Genomic DNA, 25013 nt, shown 5'->3' on the forward strand with positions numbered 1-25013 from the left:
TCTAACTTGCTTAATTACTTTAAACTGCTGAACTTACTGTCATCTTTGTGGGAATGGGCGGTAATTGTCGGAATAATCAGACTGAACAAAATCCCAAAGACTACACCAAAGATCACAGCTTCGGTCATATTGCCGGAGTTTTTAGTCAAAGGACCAGCGATAAAGCTGATGATCATTGAATAAAGAATACTCCAGAAGATTGTAACGATTGTACGACCCATAGCTATTCCTTCTTTCACAAGAAAATTTTAGCATAAAATCCCTGTTGATTTCAATCTTTCTGGTATTATGGTACGTGCTTTAGTTTTTGCTATACTTAAAATAAGAAAGGAGTTTGGAAAATGGAGATTGCAGCTTTACAAAACATTAGTTCGTTTACTCTGCTGGAAAGTCCCATAAAAATTGGCGATTTGCTTTCGGCTGCCAAAGAACGTGGTTATCAAGCGGTGGCATTGGCTGATATCAATGTAACTTATGGTTTGGTCAATTTTTATGAACAAGCCCAAAAAATTGGGATTAAGCCATTATTGGGCATGCAGGTAAGACTTAATGGTTTAGTAGATAGTACGCGAAAATATGATTTGCTGGTCTTAGCCAAAACCAACGAAGGATATCGCAATATTTTGCGGATGTCGAGTAAAATCAACCTTTTGACGGAAAACGGCGAAAATCATAAAGTCGTGACGCTTGAAGACTTGCAACGCTATTTAAAAGACCTTTTTGTGATAGTTCCGGCCAACACTCAGAGCGAATTAAGAACTTTGTTTATAGAAAATGATGAATTAGCCGGTAATTTCGTGCGCAAACTACAGAAATTAGTATTGCCGGATTCCTTGTATTTGGGTGTTTATGCTAATTCAGACCAAAATAATTACATCAATTTTGTCAAAAGTAAAGCTAAACAATTTAATATCCCTTTGGTAGCCGTAGAAGACGTCCAATATCTAAATTCCAAGGATCATTTTCTACGCAAGACTTTGTTAGCCATCAAAAAAGGTGAAAAGCTGCATGATCTGATAGATTTAGCGAAAATTCCTGGCTCGCATGATTTGAAAAATAGCACCGAATTAGTTTCGCGTTACCGTGAAATGGGTTTAAGTCAAGCTTTAGCTAATACCGGTGAAATTGCCCAGCAATGTCATGCTGAAGTTGTTTTTCAAAAACCGGTTTTGCCCAAGTACCATCAAAATTCAGGTCTATCTAGCCAAGAATACCTCAAACAGCTAGCTGAAAATGGCTTAAAGCGTAAACGCCTTGTGAAACCTGCAAAACAATATCAAGATCGTTTAGCTTATGAATTAAACGTCATTAACGAGATGGGGTTTAACGACTATTTTTTGATTGTCTGGGATGTGATTAATTATTGTCATCAAGTCGGTATTACCACCGGTCCTGGGCGGGGGTCTGCGTGTGGCTCATTAGTAAGTTATGCCTTGAGTATTACAGATATTGACCCGCTTGAATATAATTTGTTGTTTGAGCGTTTTTTAAATCCAGCTCGCCATGAAATGCCAGATATTGACCTTGATACCCCGGATAACCGACGTGATGAAGTTATTAAATACATGTTTGATAAATATGGAATGGATCACGCTGCCCAAATTTTAACGTTTGGGACCCTGGCGGCGAAACAAGCTTTAAGAGACGTAGGGCGCGTGTTTGGGATGTCTCTTAAACAGACTGAAAAGTGGACCAAAAGCCTTCCATTTTCTAAAACCAAGATTAGCTTGAAAGAAGCTTACCAAAATTCCCGCGAACTACAGACCTTAGTTGCAACCAGCCCAGAGGATCAATTGCTTTTTGCTACGGCTGTTCATTTAGAGGGCATTCCCCGCCACACTTCAATTCACGCAGCTGGTTTGGTAATTAGCGATCAGTCAATTGCAGGGATCTCAGGGATGCAGGCGGGGACGCTAGGAATTCCCGTAACTCAGCAAACTAAGGCCTATGTTGAAAGTCTGGGACTATTAAAAATTGACTTTTTAGGTCTTAGAAATTTGACGATTTTAGGTCAGACTTTAGCTTTGTGCAATTTGCCAAAAGAACAAAATTTACCAGAAGCAATTCCGCTCAACGACCCTGCGACCTTAAAGCTTTTTCAAGAAGGTAGGACGGATGCAATTTTTCAGTTTGAATCAGCAGGCATCAAAAATGTTCTAAAACGGCTGCACCCCGACAATTTTGAGGACTTGGTTGCCGTCAATGCTTTATACCGTCCAGGTCCCATGGGTAATATAGATGAATTTATTGCTCGTAAACACGGTAAAAAGCCGATTACTTATCCTGATCCGAGCCTTGAAAAAATTCTAAAGCCAACTTACGGGATTTTGGTTTACCAAGAACAAGTCATGCAAACCGCCCAGGTTCTTGCAGGTTTTTCATTGGGTGAGGCGGATATTTTACGTCGAGCAATGTCGAAGAAAAAAAGCGACGTTTTGGCAGCCCAAAAAGCTAAGTTCATTCAAGGCGTGGTAGCTCAAGGACATGAACAGCAAGTTGGCGAACGAGTATATAGCTATATTGAGCAATTTGCTAACTATGGCTTCAATCGTTCTCATGCTGTGGCTTACACTAAGTTGGCGTTCTGGTTGGCTTACTTGAAGGTCCATTTTCCAGCAGCATTTTATACCTCAATGCTGAATAGCAATATTGGAAATCGGACTAAAATGCAAAACTATGTCATTGAAGCGCAAAATGCCGAAATTAGGATTTTGCCACCCGATATTAATCATGCGGACGTATCCTTTACATTGGTAAATGGCCAGATTATCACAGGCTTAAGAGCGATCAAGGGCTTGCGGATTGATATGATTAACGAAATAGTTAACAAGAAACGTCCGTTTAAATCTTTCACCGATTTTTTACGACAGCTAGATCCTAAATTCTTGCAAACAGATGCTATTAAGTCCTTGATTATGGCTGGCTGTTTTGACCAAATGGAACCTAATCGCAATATGCTTCTTAGCAGCTGTGAAGATATTATCGAAAATGTAAAACTAACTGGTCAAAATTTATCTTTATCAGAAAGTTTAGGCGGGCCACAGATGACAGAGGCACCGATGCCAGATTCAGCCGCAAAAGCAGAAATGGAAGAGCGGGTTTTGGGCTTTTCAACGACTACCACGCCATTAGTGGCCGTTCAAAAATATGCCAAAATTTATAACGCTAAGCGCTTAGCTGAATTTAAAATTGGCGACAAGGGGGTTGCGGTTGGTAAATTAATGGGTCTTAAGCCAGTGAGAACGAAAAAAGGTACAACCATGGCTTTTTCAACATTTGCTGATTCTCAGAACAAGCAAGAAGTGGTGATCTTCCCTGGCGTCTATGAAAAGGTGCATGGCAATTTAAAAGAAGGTCAAATCTATTTGCTTGGTCTCAGAGTCCAAGCAGATCGGTATGATCCTAGCAAAAAGCAATATTTGTTGACAAATTTACGAGCTGTCAAAATAACGAGTTAGATTTTTGCCTGATCAATAAAAGCAAGCCCCTTAATAGATGTAAGTGCTAACATCAATAAAATCGCGAAATAAAAGCAATTTTAGCTAATTTTTATGAGATTTTTCGGACTAAAAATGGTAATATTTAGTTGATGTGAGAGATTACACAATATAATCATGATGAGGTGAATTCATGAAACGGATTGGTATTTTGACCAGTGGTGGAGACGCCCCTGGTATGAATGCAGCAATCAGAGCTGTTACCAGAACTGCCATTTCTCATGGTCTTGAAGTTTTTGGTATTCGCTATGGTTTTGCCGGATTAGTTGCTGGCGACTTTTCACCATTAACGGCTGAAGATGTTGACCACACGATCAATCTTGGCGGTACGATTTTGTACTCTGCTCGTTATCCAGAAATGGCACAAGAAGAAGTACAACAAAAAGCCGTTGAACAACTCAAGAAGCATGGTATTGATGCTGTTATCGTAATTGGCGGTGATGGATCTTACCACGGTGCTTTAGCTTTGACGCGTCACGGTATTAACTCAATCGGACTGCCTGGTACGATCGACAACGATATTCCATATACTGACTACACAATCGGTTATGATACTGCTTGCGAAACTGCAATGGATGCGATTGATAAGATTCGTGACACTGCAAGTAGTCACCACCGCGTTTTCGTAGTCAATGTTATGGGTCGTGAATGTGGTGACATTGCGATGCGCGTTGGTGTAGCCAGTGGTGCCGATGCAATTGTCATTCCTGAACGTCCATACGATGTAAAGGAAATTGCTGAAAGCCTAAAGCGCAGCTTTGCTAAGGGTAAGGATCATGGAATCATTGTACTCGCCGAAGGCGCAATGAGCGCCGACAAATTCAAGGATGAACTCTTGAAATACGGCGACTTCGATGCTCGTGCCAATGTTCTTGCCCACATGCAGCGAGGTGGTAGACCTACTGTTGAAGATAGAGTTAATGCTACTAAGATGGGTAATTATGCTGTTAAGTTGCTTCTTGAAGGTAAGGGCGGTTTAGCTGTCGGCTTTGAGAACAACGAACTTTCTACTCACGACATTCTCGATCTTTTTGATGGTAAGCACGAAGGCGACTATGCATTGTTGGATTTAAACAAAGATATGACTAAGTAGTCTTATCGAATTTTGGAGAGGAATTTTTCACAAATGAAGAAAACTAAGATTGTCAGCACGTTGGGGCCAGCCTCAAACGACATTGAAACTATTACTAAGTTAGCTAAGGCTGGTGCTAACGTATTCCGTTTTAACTTCTCACACGGTGACCACGAAGAACACCTTGCTAGAATGAAGATGGTTCGCCAAGTTGAAAAGGAAACTGGTTTACTTTTGGGTATCGACCTTGACACCAAGGGTGCTGAAATCAGAACTACTGAACAAGAAGGCGGCAAGTTTACTGCTCACACTGGTGACATTATCCGCATTTCAATGGATGACTCAAAGAAGGGTAACCCAGAAATGATCCACGTTACCTACGAAGGTCTTTACGATGATACTCACGTTGGTGGTCACGTATTGATCGACGATGGTAAGGTTGACCTTTTAATTAAGGAAAAGGACGAAGCTAAGCGTGAACTTGTAACCGAAGCACAAAACACTGGTGTGATTGGTTCAAAGAAGGGTGTTAACGCACCAGGCGTTGAAATCCGCCTTCCAGGGATCACTGAAAAAGATACTGATGACATTAAGTTTGGTTTAGCTCACGGTATTAACTTCATCACTGCTTCATTCGTTCGTAAGGCTCAAGACGTTCTTGACATTCGTGAATTGTGTGAAGAAGCTGGCGCTGACTACGTTAAGATCTTCCCAAAGATTGAATCACAAGAAGGTATCGACAACGTTGACGAAATCTTGCAAGTTTCTGACGGTTTAATGGTTGCTCGTGGTGACATGGGTGTTGAAATTCCATTTATCAACGTACCATTTGTACAAAAGGAATTGATCAAGAAGGCTAATGCACTTGGCAAGCCAGTTATCACTGCTACCCAAATGCTTGACTCAATGCAAGAAAACCCACGTCCAACTCGTGCTGAAGTTACTGACGTTGCTAACGCTGTGCTTGATGGTACTGACGCAACTATGTTGTCAGGTGAATCAGCAAACGGTTTGTACCCAGTACAATCAGTTCAAGCTATGGCTGACATTGACCAACGTACTGAACGTGAATTGCACAAGAACAACACTTTAGCATTCCAAAGATTTGAAGACTACAAGGGTTCAAACACTACTGAAGCTATCGGTGAATCAGTTGTTCGGACTGCTCAAGAATTGGGCGTTAAGACTATCATCACTGCAACCAACTCTGGTTACACTGCTCGGATGATTTCTAAGTACCGTCCAGATGCTGATATTATCGCTTTGACTTTTGATGAAAAGATTCAACACTCACTTGGTATTGTTTGGGGCGTAACTCCAATCTTAACTGAAAAGCCTAAGTCAACTGATGAAATGTTTGAAATGGCAACCAAGGTTGCTAAGGAACAAGGTTTGGTTGAAGATGGTGACTTGGTAATCATCGTTGCTGGCGTTCCAGTTGGTGACTCAGGTACTACTAACTTGATGAAACTTCAAATCGTTGGTTCAAAGCTTGCACAAGGTTTGGGTGTAGGTAATGGCTCAGTTGTTGGTAAGGCTGTTGTAGCAAACAGTGCTGAAGAAGCTAACAGCAAGGTTAAGGAAGGCGACATCTTGGTATCCAAGGTAACTGACGCTGACTACTTACCAGCTATCAAGAAGGCTTCAGGTTTAGTTGTTGAAGCTTCTGGCTTAACTTCACACGCAGCTGTTGTTGGCTTATCATTAGGTATCCCAGTTGTTGTTGGTACTACCAGTGCAACTGAAAAGATTTCTGATGGTACAACTATTACTGTTGATGCTCGTCGTGGTGCTATTTACCAAGGTGAAATTTCAACTCTTTAATTGACTAAATACATCAACTAAAGTTCAGTTCAAACAAAACTAATTAAATCAAAAAGGAATCAAGTAATTAACTTGGTTCCTTTTGTTTTTTAAATTAATAAGAGCATAGTCTACAAATTTTGGTAAAGATCTCGTATACTAGTTTAAAGACGACTAAAGACAGGGAGAGTGTTATGCTAGGACAAGTTCAGACCGGGAAAATTACTGATGAGAATAAAGATGCTTTTTTTGTACAAGTAGATGGTATTACTTTCGAATTGAAAAAGCATGAGCTTACGCAAGATGAGTTACCTCAGAAGGGCGATCTTATCAGTGGATTTTGCTACGAAAATAAAAAGCACCAAAAACAAATGACGCAATTTTTGCCCTTCGCTCAAATTGATCAATATGGTTGGGGCAAAGTGACCGAAGTACGACCAGGGTTGGGCGTCTTTGTGGATGTTGGATTGCCGGATAAAGATGTGGCCTTGTCAATGGATGATCTACCACGGGAAAAAGAGCGGTGGCCTAAGCGCGATGACCGGCTATTAGTATCCCTAATTGTTGATGAAAAGGAACGCGTCTGGTGCAATTTAGCCGACGAAAATGTTTTTGAACAATTAGCTGCCAATTACCCCAATGATTTGAAGAATAAAGACCAATTTGCTACTGTTTATGCCTCTAGGGAAATTGGTGCCTTTGTTTTAACCAAGGACTATTATTTAGGTTTTATTCATGTTAGTCAGATGCCACGCCCATTGCGCTTAGGCGAGGAAGTCAAGGCTAGAGTAATTGGCTTTAGTCAGTATGGACGACTAAATATGAGCATTCTTCCGCGCGCTTTTGAAGAAATCAGTGATGATGCGGGCATGATCTTGATGAGTCTGCGGCGTAAGGCTGATAAGAGTTTGCCTTTCTATGATAAATCTGATGCCAGCGAGATAAAGGCTTATTTTGGTATTTCCAAAGGAGCTTTCAAACGAGCAGTGGGTAATCTCTTGAAACGGGGTATTATTAGTGAAGATAAACAAGCTGGTACTATCACCCTAATTAAGGACCCAGAAGATGAGGAATGACTTAACTAAACAGGTTGCAGAATATCTTGCCTTCTTAGCAAACGAGAAGGGCTTACGTAAAAATACCATCCTTGCCTATCAACAAGATTTGAATGAATTTTTGGCTTTTTTGCAGGGTGAAGATATTTCTGACTGGCCTGATAAAGCTAGCGATATCAATGCCTTTATCGCGCGGCAAAAGAAATCCGCTAGTTCGATACGGCGCTTGATTTCAACTTTACGGAAATTCTATCAATGGTTGGCTCGCCGAGGTTATCAAAAAATTAATCCCATGTTGGAAATTGATGCTCCGCCTCTTACCAAAGCTCAAGCTGTTAGTTTAACTCTCCCGGAAGTGCGGAGCATCCTTCAACAGCCGGACACGTCCAAATTATTAGGGCTTCGAGATCGGGCTATTATAGTTTTGTTATATACCACAGGCATAAAAGTCGGTGAATTAGTTAATTTAAAACCAGATGCTTTCTTGATGGAAGTAAATTTGTTTAAAGTTTTATCTGCAGATGGACGTGAACGCTTGTTGCCGATCAGCGACGAAGCTTTGGCAGTAATTGAAAAATATCGCCAGAAAATGTTGTCACAATCTGCTGGTCAAGAGAGATCGAGGTTTTTCTGTAATAACCGGGGTGGGGGACTTACCCGTCAAGCTGTTTGGCAAATGCTAAAAAGATATTGCCAACAAGCCGAAATTACCAAAGAAGTCAATACTCATACCCTGCGCAATACTTTCATTAGTCAGATGTTAGCAAACGGCGCAGATTCACGAGTTATAGATAAAATGCTCGATCGGGCTGATCCAAATGGTAATTACTACGGCCCCGTGACCCAAAAACAGATAATTGCAGTCTATCAAAAATGCTATCCTCGATTGTAGGTGATGTGAATGTTGATACCATATAAGCAAGATCTTGAAAAAACGGTAATGGGCTTATTGTCCTATTTGCCAGATTTAAAAAATATCGATAATTTAAAATCTGAAATGGCACTAATAAATGGCAATAATGATTTTGAATTATATGTCTACCAAGCTAGTGATGGCAATAAAGTTGGCGTCATTGGCGTACAAACAAGTGACCAATTTGTAGTAATCCGCTATTTGTCTTTACTGCCAGCGTATCGCGACGACAAACATCGCCAAATTGTTGTAAATGAACTTGAACAAGAAAAAAATGGTCTCAGAATTAGTGCAGTACCTGACTATACATATTTATTGAAATTTGTAAATAAAAATAATGAGTAAAGATGATTTAAGATTAGATTTGCCTAACTTTGAAGGGCCGCTGGATTTGTTGCTGCATTTAATTCAGTCACAAAAAATCGATATTTATGATATACCGATTGCCAAAATTACTAAGCAATACTTGCAATATTTGCAAGAAATGCAACGGTTGAATTTGCAAATTGCAGGTGAATTTTTTGTGATGTCTTCAACGCTATTAAGAATAAAATCACAATATTTGCTGCCTCAAAATGATTTCGATCCGTATCAAGCAGAGAATGATGACCCACGGGAAGAATTAGTTCAACAGTTAGTGCAATATTCTGTATTTAAAAAAGTATCAAGCTATCTAAAAGAGCGAGAAGCTAATACGCCTACTTTGATGGCAAAAGAACCGAGCATTGAAAAAGCAGCTAAAGTTGAAAAGCTACCCAAAGGTGAAATCAGCGAAGAAAATCTGACGGAGTCGTTCAAACAGGTTTTGCGCCGGTTAAAATTGCGCAAACCGAATATCGCTACTTTAAACGTAGCTGAAACGCCAATCACACAAATGTTAAATTACTTACAGGCTAAGCTGAAAGAGGCTAAAGCAGTAAGCTTTTTTGCGTGTGCTAGAACGATGAATGATATTTCTGACGTGATCGGGTTATTTCTAGCTATCTTAGAAATGTGTAAAGATCAGCAAGTCAAAGTTAAGCAAATAGATGAATTTAGTGATTTAATCGTAGAAAGAATATAATTATGGCAACGAGAATAGCAGAAATGGAAGCCCTCTTGTATGTGGCCGGTGAAGATGGCCTAACCGCTGATACTTTAGCTGATTTGCTAATTATTGACACCAAGATTGTGGCAGAGGCTGCGGAAAAATTAAATAATCAATTAAAGGACCGTCAATCGGGCTTGCGGGTTGTTCATGTTAATGATAAGTACAAACTGGTTACAAGTAAGGGTGTTGCCAAAATAGTTGAATCTTACTTCAAAAAGGATGCCAATCCTTCGCTAAGTCAATCTGCCTTAGAAATTTTAGCCATTGTAGCTTATCGACAACCGATTACCCGAATTGAGATTGATGAAATTAGGGGCGTAAATTCGTCAGGAGCATTACAAACGTTAGTCTGGCGAGGATTGGTCAAGATTGGCGGAAAAAAAGATGTGCCTGGTCATCCTAATTTATATGTAACTACTGATTATTTCTTAGAATATTTTGGTTATGAATCTTTAGCAGATTTGCCTTTAATTGAAGATTTTGAGGATGAACTTGATTTCCAAGATGAAAATGTAGAACTATTTCCTGATGAAACAGATGCTGGAAAGGATGAAGATTAAACTATGGCAGAGAGATTACAAAAGGTGATAGCTGAAGCCGGCATTGCCTCGAGGCGAGCAGCAGAAAAGTTGATCACTGCTGGGAGAGTTCGAGTTGATGGTAAAGTAGTTACCCAATTGGGAACCAAGGTGGAAACTTTTAGCAATATTACCGTTGATGGCGAGCCGATTGAACGCGAAAGCCATCATACCTATCTCTTTTATAAGCCCCGCGGCGTAGTTTCAACCGCTCATGATGACAAGGGTCGCAAGACGGTAGTCGATTATTTTGCTGACTTGCCATATCGTCTATATCCAGTTGGTCGTTTAGATTATGACACCTCGGGTGCGCTTATTTTAACTAATGATGGTGCCTTAGCAAATTACTTAATGCACCCGAAGAATGAAGTAGATAAGGTTTACGTTGCCAGAATTCATGGCATTTTAACCGCTGATGAGCTGAAGAGTCTTAAGCAGGGAGTAAAGCTGGGCAAGTTTAAGAGTCGTCCTGCACGGGTTAAAATTTTAAAAACGGATCAACGCAAGGATCGGCAAATTGTGCAGTTAACGATCCACGAAGGACATTATCACCAAGTGAAAAGAATGCTAAAGGCCGTTGGTCATCCAGTTGAAAAACTATCTCGTGAGCAATATGGCTTTCTAACTCTGGAAGGGCTTACTTCCGGACGGCGACGGGAATTATCAAAGCAAGAAGTTGACAAATTAAAGCGCTTGTAATACTATAAAAATGTAAGTTGAATAAGGTAGTTGTCTTCAGGGCAGGGTGAAAGTCCCGACCGGTGGTGAGAGTCCACGACCCGCGTTTGCGGCTGAATCCTAATAGGATACCGATAGTTAAAGTCTAGATGGAAGAAGACAGATCTAACTGATAATTTTATTTTCAGAATTTACAAGGTCTGTTGCTGGAGCAACGGACCTTGATTTATTTTCTGGAGGAAGATTATGGACGTTAGAAAGAGTACTAGTTCAAGCCTCGCCAATGTTATTGCCTATGCGTTAATTGGAGCAATTGCTTTTGTAATTATGAAATTTGAATTTCCGATAATGCCAGGGGTTAGTTTCCTGAAGTTTGACTTTTCAGATGTCATCATAACGATCGGAACTTTTGTTTTCGGCGCAGTACCTGGCATCATTATTGCTTTGGTTAGAATGGCTTTGGGTTTAATCTTGGGTGGCTTTGCTTTACCAAGCGTGGTAGGACAACTTGCAGCCTTCTTTGCAAGTTTAGCCTTTGCCTTACCATTTTACTTTATCGCTAAGAGCGTAGAGGCTGAAAACCGCAAGAGCATAAAGGGCTACTTATTGCCGGTGGTAGGACTGCTCGTCGGCATTGTAGCGATGTCAGCTGTAATGGCCTTAGCAAACGCTTTTGTGTTAACGCCAGTATATGCTGTCACTTCATTAACTTCGACTTCAGTGCCGGTAAACTCATATGGTAACTTGCTATATGTAGCTGAGCATGATTACCTTCAGGGCATGCTGCATTTGCAATCAATGAGTGCTTACATTTTTGGTATTATTGTTCCCTTTAATTTAATTAAGGGTGCCATTAATGCCGTTGTCGTTTACCTGTTATTTGAATCAGTTTTGAAGAACATTAAACCATACGTACGTAAGAGATTTAACTTAAACTAAAAGAAGTCGGCAATATGCCGACTTTTTTGATGCGAAAATTTGAAAAGACCATTCATCAGCCTTGAACTTTTATGATAAAATTGTCACATACAGAGAAGTGGAGGATGACGAAATGAACCAAGATGGGCCATACAAACACTATGAGCGACCAGATGAGCCACGGAAAAATTCTTATCGTGGTTCAAAACACTGGGGTGGGACCATTACTATTGCCGTAACTTGTTTAGCAATTTTAATGCCTGTAGCTTATGTTGCTGCTAAACGCACGCAGCCTCAGGTTTCAGAAGTAGCAAAGGTTTCTAAGAAGAAGTCTAGTTCATCAAGCAAGCAGACGAAGAGTGTTAAGAAGAAAACCAGCAAGAAGAAAGCTAAGAAAAAGCAGACTGCTAGTTCAAAAACATCATCAAGCAGTGCCAATTCAATCAGCAGCAGTTCTTCAGCTGTCAGTTCATCTTCTAGTTCTAGTTCAAGTTCAAGTAGTGATGTAAGTTCATCGAAGACATATACGGTTCAAGATGGCGACACTTTATCTGGGATTGCAGCACAGTTTAATACTACTGTGTCTGAATTGGAAAGCCTGAATGGCATGACTGATGAGAGTGTCAGTGCAGGTCAGACCATTAGGGTAAGATAAAACTAAGAAAGGATAAGAGACCTAATAGTCTCTTTTTTATTGGAATGCAAGTAGCGATTGATGGACCTGCATCAGCAGGAAAAAGTACGGTGGCTAAGTTAATTGCCAAAAAGTTGTCTTTTGTATATATTGACACCGGTGCAATGTACCGTGCCTGTACGGTAATTGCCCATGACAATGGCTTAGATTACGGTGATGAAGCGGGCATTTTGCGTGCTATTGATAAAACCGGCATTGAACTAAAATCAGAAAATGGGCAACAGAAGGTCTATGCTGGTGGAAAAGATATTACCAAAGAAATTAGAACACCATTAATTTCAGCAAATGTCTCACAAGTTTCGGCCTTAAAAGGCATACGTGAAAAGATGGTGACTTTACAGCGGCAGCTGGCAGGTAAAACTAATGTCATCATGGATGGTCGAGATATCGGAACAACGGTGCTGCCTGACGCAGAGGTCAAGATTTTTCTGGTTGCTAGTGCCCGCTCACGAGCTGAACGGCGATTAAAGGATTTGCAACAACAAGGAATAAAATCTGATAAAACGGTTGACGAGATCGAGGCGGATATCGCTGCCCGTGATTACAAAGATAGTCACCGTGAAATTTCACCACTTAAAAAGGCAGAGGATGCAGTGGAAATTGACACTACAAACATGTCAATTGATGAAGTTGTAGAGACAATTTTGGCTAAAATCAAAAAAGCTGAAAAAAACTTCTAAAAAAGCAGATAAAACAGTAGAAAAAATATGCCATATCATTTAAAATTAAAAATGATATTGGGAGGTACTTATGTCAGAAAACAGTAATCAATTTTTAGACGCATTAAAAGAAATGAAAGGAGTTGAAGTCGGCGACATCGTAGACGTTGAAGTTTTAGATGTCGAAGATGGTCAACTTGACGTCGGCGTACAAGGCGCCGGTGTTGAAGGTGTTGTTACTCGTCGTGAATACACCGCAGACCGCAACGCTGATCTCCATGACTTAGTTAAGCCAGGGGACACTTTCAAAGCTTTAGTTTTACGTAGAGCTGGTGGCGACAAGGAAAATGGTGAATTCTTCTTCTCAGTTACCCGCTTAAAGGAACGCGAAGCATATGACAAGTTGGTTAAGGACTTCGAAGCTGGAAACGCAATCGAAGGTACTGTAACCGCAGCCGTAAGAGGTGGCTTGTTAGTTGATGTTGGTACTAGAGGTTTCTTGCCTGCATCACTTATTTCAAACCGTTACGTTTCAAACCTTAAGCCATTCATCGGCAAGACCATGAAGTTTAAGATCACTGAAATTGATCCAGCTAAGAACCGTCTGATTCTTTCTCACAAGGACTTGGTTGAAGAAGAACGTGAAGAAGTATTTGAAAAGGTTGCTTCACAATTAGTTGTCGGCGACGTTGTTGAAGGTAAGGTTTCACGTTTAACTAACTTTGGTGCATTTATCGATGTTGGTGGTGTGGATGGTTTAGTTCACATTTCAGAAATTTCTTACAAGCACATCGAAAAGCCTAGCGATGTTTTGGAAGCTGGTCAAGACGTTAAGGTTAAGGTCATCGGCATTGACAATGATAGACATCGCATCTCCCTGTCAATTAAGCAAACTGAGCCTTCACCATTTGAACAAGCTACTGAAAACTTACACGAAGGCGACATTTTTGAAGGTGAAGTTAAGTCATTGACTAACTTTGGTGCTTTTGTAGAAGTAGCTGATGGTATCCAAGGTTTGGTTCATGTTTCAGAAATCTCAAACAAGCACGTTGACAAGCCTAGCGATGTTTTAAAGGTTGGTCAAACTGTTAAAGTTAAGGTTTTGAGCATCGAACCAAGTGAAAGAAGAATTTCACTTTCAATCAAGGCTGCTGACTCAAACGCTTCATCAGAATCAGCTCGTCCACGTCGTAACAACAACCGCAACAATAACTCAGTTGCTGCTAAGTACATGGGCAACGACGACAATGGTTTTGCTTTAGGCGACATTATCGGTGACCAATTGAAGGACCGTTAAAGCGGAACTTGAAAAGAGTCGACAAAAGGTCGGCTCTTTTATTTTTATCATAGAAGAAGGGTGGTAGAAAGAATGGCATTACCCGTAGTAGCAATTGTCGGCCGGCCCAATGTCGGCAAGTCTACACTTTTCAATCGCATAATTAACCAACGTCTTGCCATCGTAGAGGATTTGCCGGGGGTTACAAGAGATAGAAATTATGCTCCAGCTGAATGGATGGGACACAAGTTTGACTTGATCGATACCGGTGGGATTACCTGGGAAGATGGTAAAATCGAGGAAGAGATTAGAGCTCAAGCGGAAATTGCAATTGACGAAGCTGATGTGATTGTCTTTTTAACCAGTGTCGACAATCATGTAACCGATCTTGACGAGCGAATTGCTAAACTTTTATATCGTACTAAAAAGCCGGTTATTTTAGCCGTCAATAAGGCAGATAATCCTGAGCAGCGACAAGATATTTATGATTTTTATAGTTTAGGATTTGGGGATCCGATTCCAATTTCCGGTAGTCACGGAACCGGAATTGGGGATCTGTTGGATGAGATTAATGCTCACCTGCCTAAAGACGCAGACCAAGTTGATGACGATACGATTGCTTTTTCCGTAATTGGCAGACCAAATGTTGGTAAATCGTCAATTGTCAATAAATTGCTTGGCGAGGACCGGGTAATTGTCGCCAATCAAGAGGGGACGACCAGAGACGCAATTGATACCCCGTTCATCAGTAAAGCTGGAGATAAGTTTAGACTTATAGATACTGCTGGAATTCGGCGGCGGGGGAAGGTTTATGAAAAAACTGAAAAGTACTCCGTCATGCGGGCCCAAGGAGCAATCGAACGCTCTGACGTGGTTCTCCTAGTTTTAGATGCAAGTACCGGTATCAGGGAGCAGGACAAGCATGTGGCTGGTTATGCGCATGAAGCTGGCCGAGGGATTATCATAGTCGTCAATAAGTGGGATTTGCCAAAGAAAGACTCTCAAAGTGCGAAAGATTTTGAACGAGTAATTCGACAAGAATTTCAATATTTAGACTATGCTCCAATTCTTTTTGTTTCGGCCAAAACTGGTCAACGACTAGACCAAATTCCCGAATTGGTTAAACGGGTTTATAAGAACTTAACTCAAAGAATTCAATCCAGCGTTTTGAATGATTTGCTGATTGAAGCCAGCAAACTAGTACCAACTCCGATGGTGCGCGGAAAAAGGTTACGGGTTTACTATATGACGCAGGTAAAATCTAATCCTCCAACTTTTGTAGTATTTGTAAATGACCCGGAATTGATGCACTTCTCATATCAACGATTTTTGACAAACCAATTGCGACAAAATTTTGACTTTGAAGGAACCCCAATAAAAATCATTGCCCGAAAGCGCAAATAATCGCTCAATGACTTTTTAAAAAATAATTACTTAAAAGCTTGTTACATAGGGCTTTTTGTGATATTTTTGTTTCTAGGAAACAATGGTTGGTTGTGATATTTCTTCCTTGTTTCTTTAAAGGAAAAAGCTTTTGGGTCATTGCCCAAATTCAGGAGGTGAATTCCATATGGCAAACAAGGCAGAATTAGTTTCTGAAGTTGCTTCAAAGACTGATTTAAACAAGAAGGATGCTGCTGTAGCTGTTGACGCAATCTTTGAATCAATTCAAGAAAGTCTTGCTAAGGGTGAAAAGGTTCAACTTATCGGCTTCGGTACGTTTGAAGTGCGCCACCGTGCTGCACGTAAGGGTCGTAACCCGCAAACTGGTGATGAAATCGAAATCCCAGCTAGCGAAGTTCCTGCATTTAAGCCAGGTAAGGCTCTTAAGGACGCCGTTAAGTAATTTTTTACTTAACAACTAAAAGACGTTGGTTATAGACCAACGTCTTTTTTCATCGAAAATAATCAAGAAAGAGAGCAAAATATGACTTATTCAGAACAATTATTGGATGCTATTGAGTCACATGATTTTTCAAACAACCAACATTTGTTAAACGAAGCAATAGATCATGATAGTCCAGAAGTTTTAGCTTCGCTAGCTGAAAATTTGACGGCCTATGGTTTTTCGGATTTAGCAAAGACAGTTTATCGCAGTTTAATAGCCAAAGTGCCAGGAGAGGACCTGTTTAAAGTTTACCTAGCTGAAATTTTGTTAAATGATGGATCAGAAGACGATGCTCTGACACTTCTTTACGGCGTCCCTAAAGACTCTGATGCCTATCTAGATAGTTTGCTTGTCTTAGCTGATTATTATCAAACAAACGGCTTAATTGAGCCTGCACGCCAGAAACTGTTGCAAGCAAGGGCTTTAGCACCAGAAGAAGACGCAATAACCTTCGGCTTAGCTGAATTGGATTATCTTAGTGGCAATTTTGGCGAAGCCCTAGATCTATATCAAGATTTAGTCAAGCGTCAAGATTATTTTGGCGAAGTGGACCTCAATAATCGAATTTTTGAAACTCAGGCCAAACTGGGTAACTATGAAGAAGCTGCTGAGCTGGCTAAAAAGCACGAAAACTCGATCATTGATATTGATAGTAAATATAAGGCTGGGTTAGTATTCCTCCAAACCGGCGAGATCGACCTAGCAATCAAATATTTGGATCAGGTAATCGACCAAAGCCCTGATTATGTGAATGCTTATCCACTTTTAGCTGAAGCCTATCTCAAAAAACATGATGATGATCAGGTATTGCGTTCTGCGCAAGCAGGGCTAGCTTATAACCAACTAGATGAAACGCTCTATTCAATGGGAGCTCAGGCAGCTATTAGATTGGGACAAAATGAAACGGCAGAGGATTTATTGCAGCGCGGGCTAAAGGTTAATCCCGATAATAGCGACTTGCTGCTGCAGCTAGCTAATTTATTAGTTGCTGAGCAAAAAAATGATGAGCTGTTAGACCTGTTTAAAGACCGTCCAGATAGTCAGATTGAACCAGATGAGCATTGGGACTTGGCCATCGCTTATCAGCGTCTAGACCGTTTAGAAGAGGCAAAAGCAGAATATCTAGCCGCATATCCAAATTTAGCCGATAATAGCAACTTTTTACGGAATATGATTGGCCTATTTTTGAATCTTCCTAAATCTACAGACATCGTAAAACAATTGCTTGAGCGTTATTTGAAACAAGTACCTGATGATGAGGAAATGCAGCAATTGTATCTTGATTTGACTGCAAGATAAAAAAGCAAAAAAAGCAAAAAAGCCTAGCTTGCCATAATTAGCAAGCTGGGCTTTTAGAATTCTTGATGGGTATTTGGATTTCGATCGGCCCTACGCCCATCGGGACGGTCGAGGGCCGTTATTTGGTCTATTTCATCAGGTGCTAGGGTAAAGTCAAAAATGTCCAAGTTGCTGATTTGGTGGGCAACTGAATTTGCCTTAGGAATAGGCACAACTTTTAACTGCGTCTCCCAGCGAAGAATAATTTGAGCTGGCGATTTTTGGTATTTCTTAGCTAAAGCCAGAATTACTGGTTCTTTGAAAATAACTCCCGCTCGCTGCAAAGGACTCCAGGCCTCCGTAATAATTCCATGAGACGTATCATATTCTCTTACTTGGCGACTTGACCAATAAGGGTGCAGTTCGACTTGGTTAACAGCTGGTACCTTCCCGGTTTCCGCAATAATACGGTCTAATTGAGCCGGTTCAAAATTTGATACGCCAATTGAACGAACCAGGCCAAATTTTTGCGCATCAATCAAGGCCTGCCAAGCTTCGACGTAATGGTCCTCAAGAGGGTTGGGCCAGTGAATAAGATAAAGGTCAAAATAGTCCAAACCAGATGAGTATAACGATTCCTCTATCTGCTCAATTGCCTCTTGGTAGCGGTGGTGACGACCGGGCAATTTCGAAGTAATAAACAACTGGCTACGCATAGCGGCAGAATCCTTAATTGCAGCACCAAGCGTACCTTCGTTTTCATATTGTCCCGCAGAATCTAGCAAGGTATAGCCGTGATTGATAGCATCCCTAATAGCCCACATTCCGCTGCGTCCCTTAAGTTGATAGGTCCCAAAACCAAGCTTGGGGATACGGTTGCCGTCATTTAAATCAAAATATTCCATTGAATAACCTCCTTGCTCTCCTTAATTATAACAAGATCCTGGTCGCACAAAAAAAGCAATGCTTGGCATTGCTTTACTTACGAAAGATGAGATGTTCGCGTTTGGGTCTTTGACCATAAGTAAATCCTTCACCTAAGGCTTCGTGCACCTCTAAGATTGAGATAAAAGCGTGAGGGTCTTCGTGTTCAACGATGCGCTTAAGTTGCACTACTTCCCGAGGAGAGACCACAACGTAAATTACGTGCTTTTCGTCTTTTTGATAGCCACCTAAGCCCTTTAAGTAGGTAAGTCCGCGGTCCATTTCTAGGTCGATCATTTTTCCGATCTTTTCATATTTGTCAGAAATGATCAAAACGCCTCTAGCTGAATATGCGCCTTGTTGGACCCAGTCCATGGTTCGTGACAAAACGAATGAAGCCAGCAGGGTGTACATCATATGTTTAAGGTCCAAGTAACTGAGCGAGGCCGTTAAAACAATTGCATCAAAGAGCAGCAACATTTGACCAGAGGAGATGCCGAGTTCAATTTGACCGATTCTTGCAAGAATATCGGTTCCTCCACTAGTACCATTGAAGCGGAAGACCAGGCCCAGCCCGACCCCGGACAAAAAACCGGCTAAAATTGCACTTAGGAACAGGTCGTGCTCGAGATTAAATTGTTTTATAATGGGAACGGTACGCCAAAAGGATAAAAATAAGGAAAGACATAGAGTGCCCCAAATAGTGTAGGCCAATAAACGCTTTCCCATAAAATGGTATCCTAGGAGGAATAGCGGGATGTTTAACAAAAGAGTTGAAACTCCCATATCAATTCCCCAAAAGTGGCGCAAAATTAAAGTGATTCCGCTGATGCCTCCATCAGCTAACTGATTTGGAACGGAAATCATATCCAAGCTTAGTCCATATAAGGCACACCCAAGGGCGATCATAAACAATTCAACTATTGTTTTTTGCTTTATTTTTGGCATAAAGAATCCTCCTTCCAAATTTAGCACACTTTACAAGTTAACATAGAATTGAATTAAAAACATTATTACACGAGCAATTATTACCATGAAATTAACTAATATACCAGCTGTCTTTCAGGCAGCCATGCCAGTTTTACGAACAATTGAAAATGCCGGGTTTGATGCCTATTTTGTTGGCGGATCGGTTAGGGATGTCTTGTTGCACCGACACGTTCATGACGTTGATATTGCAACAAGTGCTTATCCTGAAGAAATCAAGGAGCTTTTTTCTAAAACGATTGATACCGGTTTAAAGCATGGGACCGTGACGATTTTATACAACGGTGAGAGCTACGAAATTACTACTTTTCGGACTGAATCAGGCTATCAGGATTTTCGTCGTCCTGACCATGTCTCGTTTGTACAAAATCTAGATGAAGATTTAAAGAGACGGGATTTTACTATCAATGCCTTGGCGATGAATATAGAAGGCGAGATTGTTGATTTATTCGATGGTTTAACCGATTTAAAAAAACGAGTTATTCGGGCGGTTGGAAAACCAACGGAAAGATTTCATGAAGATGCTCTAAGAATGATTAGAGCAGTACGCTTTATGAGTCAGCTTAATTTTCAAGTGGAACCGCAAACAGTAGCAGCAATTAAAGCCAATCACCAGCTATTAAGCAAAATTTCGGTTGAACGGATTCGCGATGAATTTGTCAAAATGGGCCTTGGACCAAATGCCCGACAAGCTTTTGCTTTATTTTTAAATACCGAATTAGCCGACGAATGTCCTGATTTTAAAGGTAAACGCGAGCAGCTGAACGTTTTTCCCCAGCTCCAATTTAGTCCTACCATGGAAACGAGCCTTTGGGCGGTAATTGTCCTTTTGTTAAAACTAAAGGACATTGAAATTTCGCGGTTTATGCGTGATTGGAAAAATTCCAACGCGATGGCAGCAGAAGTTCAAGCTGTAGTGGAGTGCTTTGATAGTATTAGCGATCATGCTCCTAGTGATTATGAACTTTATCAGTTTGGCAAAACAACCCTATTAAATACGATTGATGTCGCTCATATTTTAGGCGAGCCAATTGATTCTAAAGCACTAGTGGATCGCTACACGGCTTTACCGATTAAAGAGGATCATGAATTAGCGATTGATGGTCGCTATCTGATACAAGCAGGAGTGCGTCCTGGACCGCGCCTGGGTCAGCTTTTGGACATAATCAAACAAAAGGTAATTAGTGGCCAGCTAGAGAATAGTGAAGAAGCTATTTCAAAATTTCTGCAAGCATTAATAAATTAAAAAAGCTGCTTCTTAGGTGAAGCAGCTTTTTTATACGGTCAGCAAAACGGAGAAATACATCAAAATAGCTCCGAGCAAAACAAACAGATGCCAAATTGTGTGGTTCATGGGGATGCGCTTAAAACAATAAATTAAAGCTCCCAGCGTATAAGCAACTCCTCCCGCTACTAGCAGCCAGAAGCCTGTTGGCCCTAAACGTACGTATAATTGAGGGCCGGTAATAATGACCATCCAGCCCATTGCTACATAAATACTGGTTTCTAGAATCGGATGAGGTTTTTTTTGAAAAATAAAGAATAAAATACCAGCAATTGCAAGTGCCCAAATAATGGCAAAAATTGTCCAGCCAGCGACTCCACCGATTGCCACAAGTGAATAGGGAGTATAGGAACCAGCAATTAATAGATAAATTGATGAATGGTCAAAAATTTGAAAAACTTTTTTGGCTTTGGTATAGATCAAACTATGGAATAACGTTGAAAATAAAAAAAGCAGGACAAGGCAGGCACCATATATTGAAAAAGTCACAATTCTCAGCACATTTCCGCTTGCTGCTGCCCGGACAATCAGGATAACTAACCCTGCCACCGCCAGGCCAAAACCTATTCCGTGAGTTATGGCACTAAAAATATTGTCGAGCAAACCCATCAGCCATGAATGATGAGCAGCCGGGTTTTTTACATTTTTCAGATAAACCACCCATTCGTTTTTTGATAATTAAATTTTTTGCTATACTTATTACTATGATTACTCTGTTCATATTTTACCATAAAGAGATGAACAGACTTGATAGAATTAAGAGGGCGAGAATAGTGGCAAAAATCAAAATTTTAACTGATTCTTCAGTACAATTAACGCCAGAAGAGATTGCTGAATACGGAATAACCGTTGTTCCATTATCAATCTCAATCGAAGGGCAAACTTATGTTGACGGAATAGACATTACTCGCAAGGATTTTGTACAGAAGATGAAAGCAGCAAATGAATTGCCAAAAACCAGTCAGCCGCCAATTGGCAAATTCGTTGAAAAATTCAATGAACTAACTGCAGATGGCAGCAGCGTTTTGGGCATATTCTTGGCAAAAGCTTTAAGCGGCACCGTGGATGCGGCGCGGCAAGCAGCTGATTTGGCTGACCACAGTGAAAGAATTCAAATTTTAGACTCTGAATTAACTGATCGGGCCGAGGGCTTTCAGGTTTTAGCTGCAGCTAAAGATGCGCAGGCTGGGAAAAGCATGGAAGAAATTATTGACCACGTCAAGCATATCCGGGCAAACCAACATTTGCGCATGATGGTTGTAAATTTGGATAATTTGATCAAGGGTGGCCGTTTAGGAGCAGTTTCTGGGAAAATCGCGACGATGCTTAATATTCGCATCAGTCTTCATATGCCGAAAGGGGACTTGAAGGTGTTAAAAAAGGGCCGCGGGAAAAAGTTTTCTAAGGCTTTTGATCAAGATGTTTTGGCTGAGATTGAAGCAAATAAAGATCACATCAAAGAGGTTGGGATTTCCTACGTAGATACACCTGAAATAATGCACGAATTAGGTGAAAAAATAAAAGCAATTAAACCTTCAATTGATGTTTTGGTAGCAGAAACCAGTCCCATTATCGCTACTCATGCAGGGACTGGTGCCTATGCAATTCTTTACTACACGGAGTAATTATGGCTTATCGAGAAAGTTTTTACCGCTTTTTAATGACGCAAAGGGATCCAGATTCAACCGATGAAGTGGCCCAATTTGCCAATAATGCGCAACATGATCAAACTTTTCCTAAACAAGCGCAAGATTATGAAGAAATTTCCGATTATCTGGAATTAAATGCTGGCTATCTGCCAAGCATGTCGATTTTTGATCATGCCTATCAGCTGTATCTAGATAAAATGAATTATTAAGGAGACGAGAATGGCTATTCAGTGGTACCCTGGGCATATGAATAAGGCCCGCAATCAAATCGAGGATAACTTGAGTTTGATTGATGTGATTATCGAGGTGCTTGATGCGCGGATTCCGCTTGCTTCACGGAACCCGATGATTCAAGACTTGGTAGGCAATAAACCACATATTATCATTTTAAATAAAGCCGATTTGGCTGATCCCGTTTTAACCAAACGGTGGCAAAAGGAACTTACTACTCCTAATAAGTTCGTGATGGCTTTAGATTCCCTGCATAATACCAACATGCAGGCTTTATTAGGGCTAATCAAGCGGGCAGCGATTAAAAAGACTAAAGCTTTAGAGGCAAAAGGGGCGTCCAATCCAATTATTAGAACTGCCATTGTTGGCGTACCTAATTGTGGCAAGTCGACCATAATTAATCGACTAGTCGGGCGAAACGTAGCGGAGGTTGGCAATCGCCCTGGGGTGACTAGGGGACAAAAATGGTTAAAAACGCAAACCAACATTCAAATTCTTGATACGCCGGGGATTTTATGGCCAAAATTTGACGATGAAGAAGTTGGATACAAATTGGCGGCTTTTGGTGCAATTAAGGACAGCATTTTTCATCCAGATGATGTTGCCTTATTCCTGATTAAGCAATTAAAACAATACTATGCCAAAGACTTCTTTAAGTTTGCCAGAGTCAGTGAGGCGGACCTTGAGCAGCTAGCGGATCCTGATTTGCTTTTGCGAATGACTGATGCTTATGGCATGAAAGATGACTATGATCGTTTTAGCTTATATATGCTCCAGCGATTGCGGAAAGGAAAAATTGGAAGGATTACGCTTGATCGCCCATGACTATTAAGGAAGTAAAAGAGTTACTAGCGGGAAATCCCACCCCAGACCAACTTGCAGCTTTAGCAAGTGATCCACGTACTGGCGTCCAAAAATTATTGCTCGCTTATCAGCGCCGAATGCTTAAATTAAAGAAGAAGCAGCAGGATTTTGCTGCGCGGTTTGAGTATGAAAAACGTTTCTGGGCAGACGGAAAAGTAGTTGCTGGGATAGATGAGGTAGGCCGTGGACCATTGGCCGGACCGATTGTTACCTGCGCGGTAATCTTAGATGAAAATTTTGATTTATTAGATGTTAACGATTCTAAAAAGCTAACGCCCAAACGACGTCGGGAATTGTACCCGCAAATTTTAGCCAAGGCCGTGGATGTCAGCATTGGCGTCGGCAGTCCCGCCTTAATTGATCGAATCAATGTTGGACAAGCTGACCTCTTAGCAATGAAACAAGCGGTTGAAGGGTTAAAAAACATGCCAGATGAACTACTGGTTGATGCAATGAAAATTCCAATTGCTATTCCTCAAACAAAGCTAATCAAGGGCGACAGCAAGTCAAATTCAATTGCGGCGGCTTCAATTGTTGCCAAAGTTTTTCGGGATAATCTGATGGATGACTATGCTAAGCTTTATCCAGCCTACAACTTTAATAAAAATGCCGGTTATGGGACAGCAGATCATCTTGCAGCCTTGAAAGAATTTGGTCCCACGCCAATTCATCGCAAAACTTTTGCCCCGGTTTCCGATTTTTATTAAACAGCACTAATTCAATGTGAAAAATCTCTCCTTTTTGCGTATATGTAAGAGGAGGGATTTTTTATGCAACAAACAGAACTTTTACTAAGGTGCAAGTTACTTAAAGGGTTTGGCTATCAAAAATTATTGCAGCTGGCGGGATGCTTGCCAGGCAAATTAAATGACTTAACGCTGCGCCAAATTTTAGAGCTAGATTTACCACCCGGTGCTGAAAAAGCGGTGCGTGCGGCTTTTTCTAATCGCTTTGATCGAACCGTTGCGCGCATTCTCTGTCAGTGCCAAGTAATTAGTTATTTCGATGACATTTATCCGCCACAATTGCGCGAAATTTATCGACCGCCTTTAGTCTTGTTTGCGCAAGGAAATTTGCAATTATTGCAAAAAGAAATAGTAGCAATTGTTGGTTCTCGAACTCCAACCGAATATAGTCGCGAGGTTATTCAAAAAATAGCCCCCAAATTAACAAAAGACAATTGGGTAATTGCCAGCGGGCTGGCTAAAGGAGTGGATGGTTTAGCACACCAAGCAGCACTGGAAGCGGGGGCAGGAACAATAGCAGTCGTTGGAAATGGCTTAAATTATTACTACCCGATTCAAAATCGCAATCTCCAAGAAAAAATCATAAAAAAGGGTTTGCTGTTAAGCGAGTATTTGCCGGATACGCCACCTCGGCCTTTCCGTTTTCCCGAACGCAATCGCATTATCGCTGGTCTCAGTCAGAATCTTATTGTAACTGAGGCTAAAAAACATTCCGGTTCATTAATCACTGCCAATTTGGCCTTAGATGATAATCGCAATATTTATGCGGTTCCAGGTCCTATTTCAAGTCCTTTATCAGTAGGACCAAATGAATTAATTGCTGCCGGTGCAACTCCGATCGTCGACCTGGAGATGCCATTAAGAAACATTTGACAAGTATCAACTAAATATTCTATTCTCGTTTTAGCTAACAAAAAAATAAGAATTT

General features: G+C 40.9%; 26 protein-coding genes and 1 riboswitch. Of the genes, 22 read left to right on the plus strand and 4 right to left on the minus strand.

The window, feature by feature from the left end:
* Positions 1–14 precede the first annotated feature (14 nt).
* Entirely contained in the window at positions 15–221 is a 207-nt protein-coding gene (locus KI210_RS04265; RefSeq protein ID WP_212780661.1) for a YjzD family protein, read from the minus strand.
* 120 nt (positions 222–341) lie between these two features.
* On the opposite strand from KI210_RS04265, the gene KI210_RS04270 reads away from it, so the two are divergent.
* The 16 genes from KI210_RS04270 to KI210_RS04345 all read left to right on the plus strand — a co-directional run bounded on the left by KI210_RS04270 (position 342) and on the right by KI210_RS04345 (position 17420).
* Complete coding sequence (locus tag KI210_RS04270; RefSeq protein ID WP_212780662.1) at positions 342–3458, plus strand: DNA polymerase III subunit alpha; 3117 nt, start codon at positions 342–344, stop codon at positions 3456–3458.
* Positions 3459–3630: 172 nt separating this feature from the next.
* Complete coding sequence (pfkA, locus tag KI210_RS04275) at positions 3631–4590, plus strand: 6-phosphofructokinase (protein WP_212780663.1); 960 nt, start codon at positions 3631–3633, stop codon at positions 4588–4590.
* A gap of 33 nt (positions 4591–4623) precedes the next feature.
* Positions 4624–6393, plus strand: a complete 1770-nt coding sequence (gene pyk, locus KI210_RS04280; protein WP_212780664.1) for a pyruvate kinase — start codon at positions 4624–4626, stop codon at positions 6391–6393.
* Positions 6394–6566: 173 nt separating this feature from the next.
* Positions 6567–7448, plus strand: coding sequence for a CvfB family protein (locus KI210_RS04285; protein ID WP_212780665.1), 882 nt, complete (start codon positions 6567–6569; stop codon positions 7446–7448).
* Positions 7438–8319, plus strand: a complete 882-nt coding sequence (locus KI210_RS04290) for a tyrosine-type recombinase/integrase (RefSeq protein ID WP_212780666.1) — start codon at positions 7438–7440, stop codon at positions 8317–8319. Before KI210_RS04285 ends, KI210_RS04290 begins: the two co-directional genes overlap by 11 nt.
* Before the next feature lie 9 nt (positions 8320–8328).
* The gene (locus KI210_RS04295) at positions 8329–8685 is read left to right on the plus strand and encodes a reductase (RefSeq protein ID WP_212780667.1); all 357 of its coding nucleotides are present in this window, start codon (positions 8329–8331) and stop codon (positions 8683–8685) included.
* Complete coding sequence (locus tag KI210_RS04300; protein ID WP_212780668.1) at positions 8678–9403, plus strand: segregation and condensation protein A; 726 nt, start codon at positions 8678–8680, stop codon at positions 9401–9403. Before KI210_RS04295 ends, KI210_RS04300 begins: the two co-directional genes overlap by 8 nt.
* 2 nt (positions 9404–9405) lie before the next feature.
* Complete coding sequence (gene scpB / locus KI210_RS04305; RefSeq protein ID WP_212780669.1) at positions 9406–9990, plus strand: SMC-Scp complex subunit ScpB; 585 nt, start codon at positions 9406–9408, stop codon at positions 9988–9990.
* A 3-nt stretch (positions 9991–9993) separates the two neighbouring features.
* Positions 9994–10707 carry a pseudouridine synthase gene (locus KI210_RS04310; protein ID WP_212780670.1) on the plus strand — a complete coding sequence of 238 codons (714 nt, stop codon included), beginning with the start codon at positions 9994–9996 and terminating at the stop codon, positions 10705–10707.
* Positions 10708–10735: 28 nt separating this feature from the next.
* A riboswitch (FMN riboswitch) is annotated at positions 10736–10851 on the plus strand.
* An 81-nt stretch (positions 10852–10932) separates the two neighbouring features.
* Positions 10933–11625 carry an ECF transporter S component gene (locus KI210_RS04315; protein ID WP_212780671.1) on the plus strand — a complete coding sequence of 231 codons (693 nt, stop codon included), beginning with the start codon at positions 10933–10935 and terminating at the stop codon, positions 11623–11625.
* 112 nt (positions 11626–11737) lie between these two features.
* Positions 11738–12259 carry a LysM peptidoglycan-binding domain-containing protein gene (locus KI210_RS04320; RefSeq protein WP_212780672.1) on the plus strand — a complete coding sequence of 174 codons (522 nt, stop codon included), beginning with the start codon at positions 11738–11740 and terminating at the stop codon, positions 12257–12259.
* Between the two features lie 44 nt (positions 12260–12303).
* Positions 12304–12978, plus strand: a complete 675-nt coding sequence (cmk, locus tag KI210_RS04325) for a (d)CMP kinase (protein ID WP_212780673.1) — start codon at positions 12304–12306, stop codon at positions 12976–12978.
* Between the two features lie 70 nt (positions 12979–13048).
* Positions 13049–14254: a 30S ribosomal protein S1 gene (gene rpsA / locus KI210_RS04330; protein ID WP_212780674.1), complete on the plus strand. Its 1206-nt coding sequence runs from the start codon at positions 13049–13051 to the stop codon at positions 14252–14254.
* Between the two features lie 72 nt (positions 14255–14326).
* Positions 14327–15637, plus strand: coding sequence for a ribosome biogenesis GTPase Der (gene der, locus KI210_RS04335; protein WP_212780675.1), 1311 nt, complete (start codon positions 14327–14329; stop codon positions 15635–15637).
* 166 nt (positions 15638–15803) lie between these two features.
* Complete coding sequence (gene hbs, locus KI210_RS04340) at positions 15804–16079, plus strand: non-specific DNA-binding protein Hbs (protein ID WP_212780676.1); 276 nt, start codon at positions 15804–15806, stop codon at positions 16077–16079.
* 81 nt (positions 16080–16160) lie between these two features.
* Positions 16161–17420: a tetratricopeptide repeat protein gene (locus KI210_RS04345; RefSeq protein ID WP_212780677.1), complete on the plus strand. Its 1260-nt coding sequence runs from the start codon at positions 16161–16163 to the stop codon at positions 17418–17420.
* Between the two features lie 53 nt (positions 17421–17473).
* Here KI210_RS04345 and KI210_RS04350 read toward each other — a convergent pair whose 3' ends face one another.
* Together KI210_RS04350 and KI210_RS04355 are read right to left on the minus strand one after the other, a co-directional pair.
* Complete coding sequence (locus KI210_RS04350) at positions 17474–18304, minus strand: aldo/keto reductase (RefSeq protein ID WP_212780678.1); 831 nt, start codon at positions 18302–18304, stop codon at positions 17474–17476.
* Positions 18305–18377: 73 nt separating this feature from the next.
* Positions 18378–19271 (minus strand): YitT family protein, encoded by an 894-nt coding sequence (locus tag KI210_RS04355; protein ID WP_212780679.1) that lies wholly within the window; start codon positions 19269–19271, stop codon positions 18378–18380.
* An 85-nt stretch (positions 19272–19356) separates the two neighbouring features.
* On the opposite strand from KI210_RS04355, the gene KI210_RS04360 reads away from it, so the two are divergent.
* Positions 19357–20556, plus strand: a complete 1200-nt coding sequence (locus KI210_RS04360) for a CCA tRNA nucleotidyltransferase (protein WP_212780680.1) — start codon at positions 19357–19359, stop codon at positions 20554–20556.
* A 30-nt stretch (positions 20557–20586) separates the two neighbouring features.
* Here KI210_RS04360 and trhA read toward each other — a convergent pair whose 3' ends face one another.
* A complete protein-coding gene (trhA, locus tag KI210_RS04365; protein ID WP_212780766.1) occupies positions 20587–21204 on the minus strand; it encodes a PAQR family membrane homeostasis protein TrhA in 618 nt (205 codons plus the stop codon).
* 164 nt (positions 21205–21368) lie between these two features.
* On the opposite strand from trhA, the gene KI210_RS04370 reads away from it, so the two are divergent.
* The 5 genes from KI210_RS04370 (at position 21369) to dprA (ending at position 24958) form a co-directional block, all read left to right on the plus strand.
* Positions 21369–22220 (plus strand): DegV family protein, encoded by an 852-nt coding sequence (locus KI210_RS04370; protein ID WP_212780681.1) that lies wholly within the window; start codon positions 21369–21371, stop codon positions 22218–22220.
* A 2-nt stretch (positions 22221–22222) separates the two neighbouring features.
* Positions 22223–22453 carry a YozE family protein gene (locus KI210_RS04375; protein WP_212780682.1) on the plus strand — a complete coding sequence of 77 codons (231 nt, stop codon included), beginning with the start codon at positions 22223–22225 and terminating at the stop codon, positions 22451–22453.
* Between the two features lie 10 nt (positions 22454–22463).
* Positions 22464–23300, plus strand: coding sequence for a ribosome biogenesis GTPase YlqF (ylqF, locus tag KI210_RS04380; protein WP_212780683.1), 837 nt, complete (start codon positions 22464–22466; stop codon positions 23298–23300).
* Entirely contained in the window at positions 23297–24046 is a 750-nt protein-coding gene (gene rnhB / locus KI210_RS04385) for a ribonuclease HII (protein WP_212780684.1), read from the plus strand. Before ylqF ends, rnhB begins: the two co-directional genes overlap by 4 nt.
* A 63-nt stretch (positions 24047–24109) precedes the next feature.
* A complete protein-coding gene (gene dprA / locus KI210_RS04390; protein WP_212780685.1) occupies positions 24110–24958 on the plus strand; it encodes a DNA-processing protein DprA in 849 nt (282 codons plus the stop codon).
* Positions 24959–25013 lie beyond the last annotated feature (55 nt).

This window comes from Lactobacillus corticis, assembly GCF_018327645.1.
Taxonomy (GTDB): Bacteria; Bacillota; Bacilli; order Lactobacillales; family Lactobacillaceae; genus Lactobacillus; species Lactobacillus corticis.

Excerpts from the sequence above, each read along its gene's own strand:
- KI210_RS04270 (WP_212780662.1), top strand. The coding sequence starts at position 342 with ATGGAGATTGCAGCTTTACAAAACATTAGTTCGTTTACTCTGCTGGAA.
- KI210_RS04300 (WP_212780668.1), top strand. The coding sequence starts at position 8,678 with ATGAGTAAAGATGATTTAAGATTAGATTTGCCTAACTTTGAAGGGCCG.
- KI210_RS04360 (WP_212780680.1), top strand. The coding sequence starts at position 19,357 with ATGAAATTAACTAATATACCAGCTGTCTTTCAGGCAGCCATGCCAGTT.
- ylqF (WP_212780683.1), top strand. The coding sequence starts at position 22,464 with ATGGCTATTCAGTGGTACCCTGGGCATATGAATAAGGCCCGCAATCAA.
- KI210_RS04345 (WP_212780677.1), top strand. The coding sequence starts at position 16,161 with ATGACTTATTCAGAACAATTATTGGATGCTATTGAGTCACATGATTTT.
- KI210_RS04375 (WP_212780682.1), top strand. The coding sequence starts at position 22,223 with ATGGCTTATCGAGAAAGTTTTTACCGCTTTTTAATGACGCAAAGGGAT.
- trhA (WP_212780766.1), bottom strand. The coding sequence starts at position 21,204 with ATGGGTTTGCTCGACAATATTTTTAGTGCCATAACTCACGGAATAGGT.
- rnhB (WP_212780684.1), top strand. The coding sequence starts at position 23,297 with ATGACTATTAAGGAAGTAAAAGAGTTACTAGCGGGAAATCCCACCCCA.
- KI210_RS04315 (WP_212780671.1), top strand. The coding sequence starts at position 10,933 with ATGGACGTTAGAAAGAGTACTAGTTCAAGCCTCGCCAATGTTATTGCC.
- KI210_RS04350 (WP_212780678.1), bottom strand. The coding sequence starts at position 18,304 with ATGGAATATTTTGATTTAAATGACGGCAACCGTATCCCCAAGCTTGGT.
- KI210_RS04265 (WP_212780661.1), bottom strand. The coding sequence starts at position 221 with ATGGGTCGTACAATCGTTACAATCTTCTGGAGTATTCTTTATTCAATG.
- pyk (WP_212780664.1), top strand. The coding sequence starts at position 4,624 with ATGAAGAAAACTAAGATTGTCAGCACGTTGGGGCCAGCCTCAAACGAC.
- KI210_RS04285 (WP_212780665.1), top strand. The coding sequence starts at position 6,567 with ATGCTAGGACAAGTTCAGACCGGGAAAATTACTGATGAGAATAAAGAT.
- KI210_RS04295 (WP_212780667.1), top strand. The coding sequence starts at position 8,329 with ATGTTGATACCATATAAGCAAGATCTTGAAAAAACGGTAATGGGCTTA.
- hbs (WP_212780676.1), top strand. The coding sequence starts at position 15,804 with ATGGCAAACAAGGCAGAATTAGTTTCTGAAGTTGCTTCAAAGACTGAT.
- dprA (WP_212780685.1), top strand. The coding sequence starts at position 24,110 with ATGCAACAAACAGAACTTTTACTAAGGTGCAAGTTACTTAAAGGGTTT.
- rpsA (WP_212780674.1), top strand. The coding sequence starts at position 13,049 with ATGTCAGAAAACAGTAATCAATTTTTAGACGCATTAAAAGAAATGAAA.
- pfkA (WP_212780663.1), top strand. The coding sequence starts at position 3,631 with ATGAAACGGATTGGTATTTTGACCAGTGGTGGAGACGCCCCTGGTATG.
- KI210_RS04355 (WP_212780679.1), bottom strand. The coding sequence starts at position 19,271 with ATGCCAAAAATAAAGCAAAAAACAATAGTTGAATTGTTTATGATCGCC.
- KI210_RS04290 (WP_212780666.1), top strand. The coding sequence starts at position 7,438 with ATGAGGAATGACTTAACTAAACAGGTTGCAGAATATCTTGCCTTCTTA.
- scpB (WP_212780669.1), top strand. The coding sequence starts at position 9,406 with ATGGCAACGAGAATAGCAGAAATGGAAGCCCTCTTGTATGTGGCCGGT.
- der (WP_212780675.1), top strand. The coding sequence starts at position 14,327 with ATGGCATTACCCGTAGTAGCAATTGTCGGCCGGCCCAATGTCGGCAAG.
- cmk (WP_212780673.1), top strand. The coding sequence starts at position 12,304 with ATGCAAGTAGCGATTGATGGACCTGCATCAGCAGGAAAAAGTACGGTG.
- KI210_RS04310 (WP_212780670.1), top strand. The coding sequence starts at position 9,994 with ATGGCAGAGAGATTACAAAAGGTGATAGCTGAAGCCGGCATTGCCTCG.
- KI210_RS04320 (WP_212780672.1), top strand. The coding sequence starts at position 11,738 with ATGAACCAAGATGGGCCATACAAACACTATGAGCGACCAGATGAGCCA.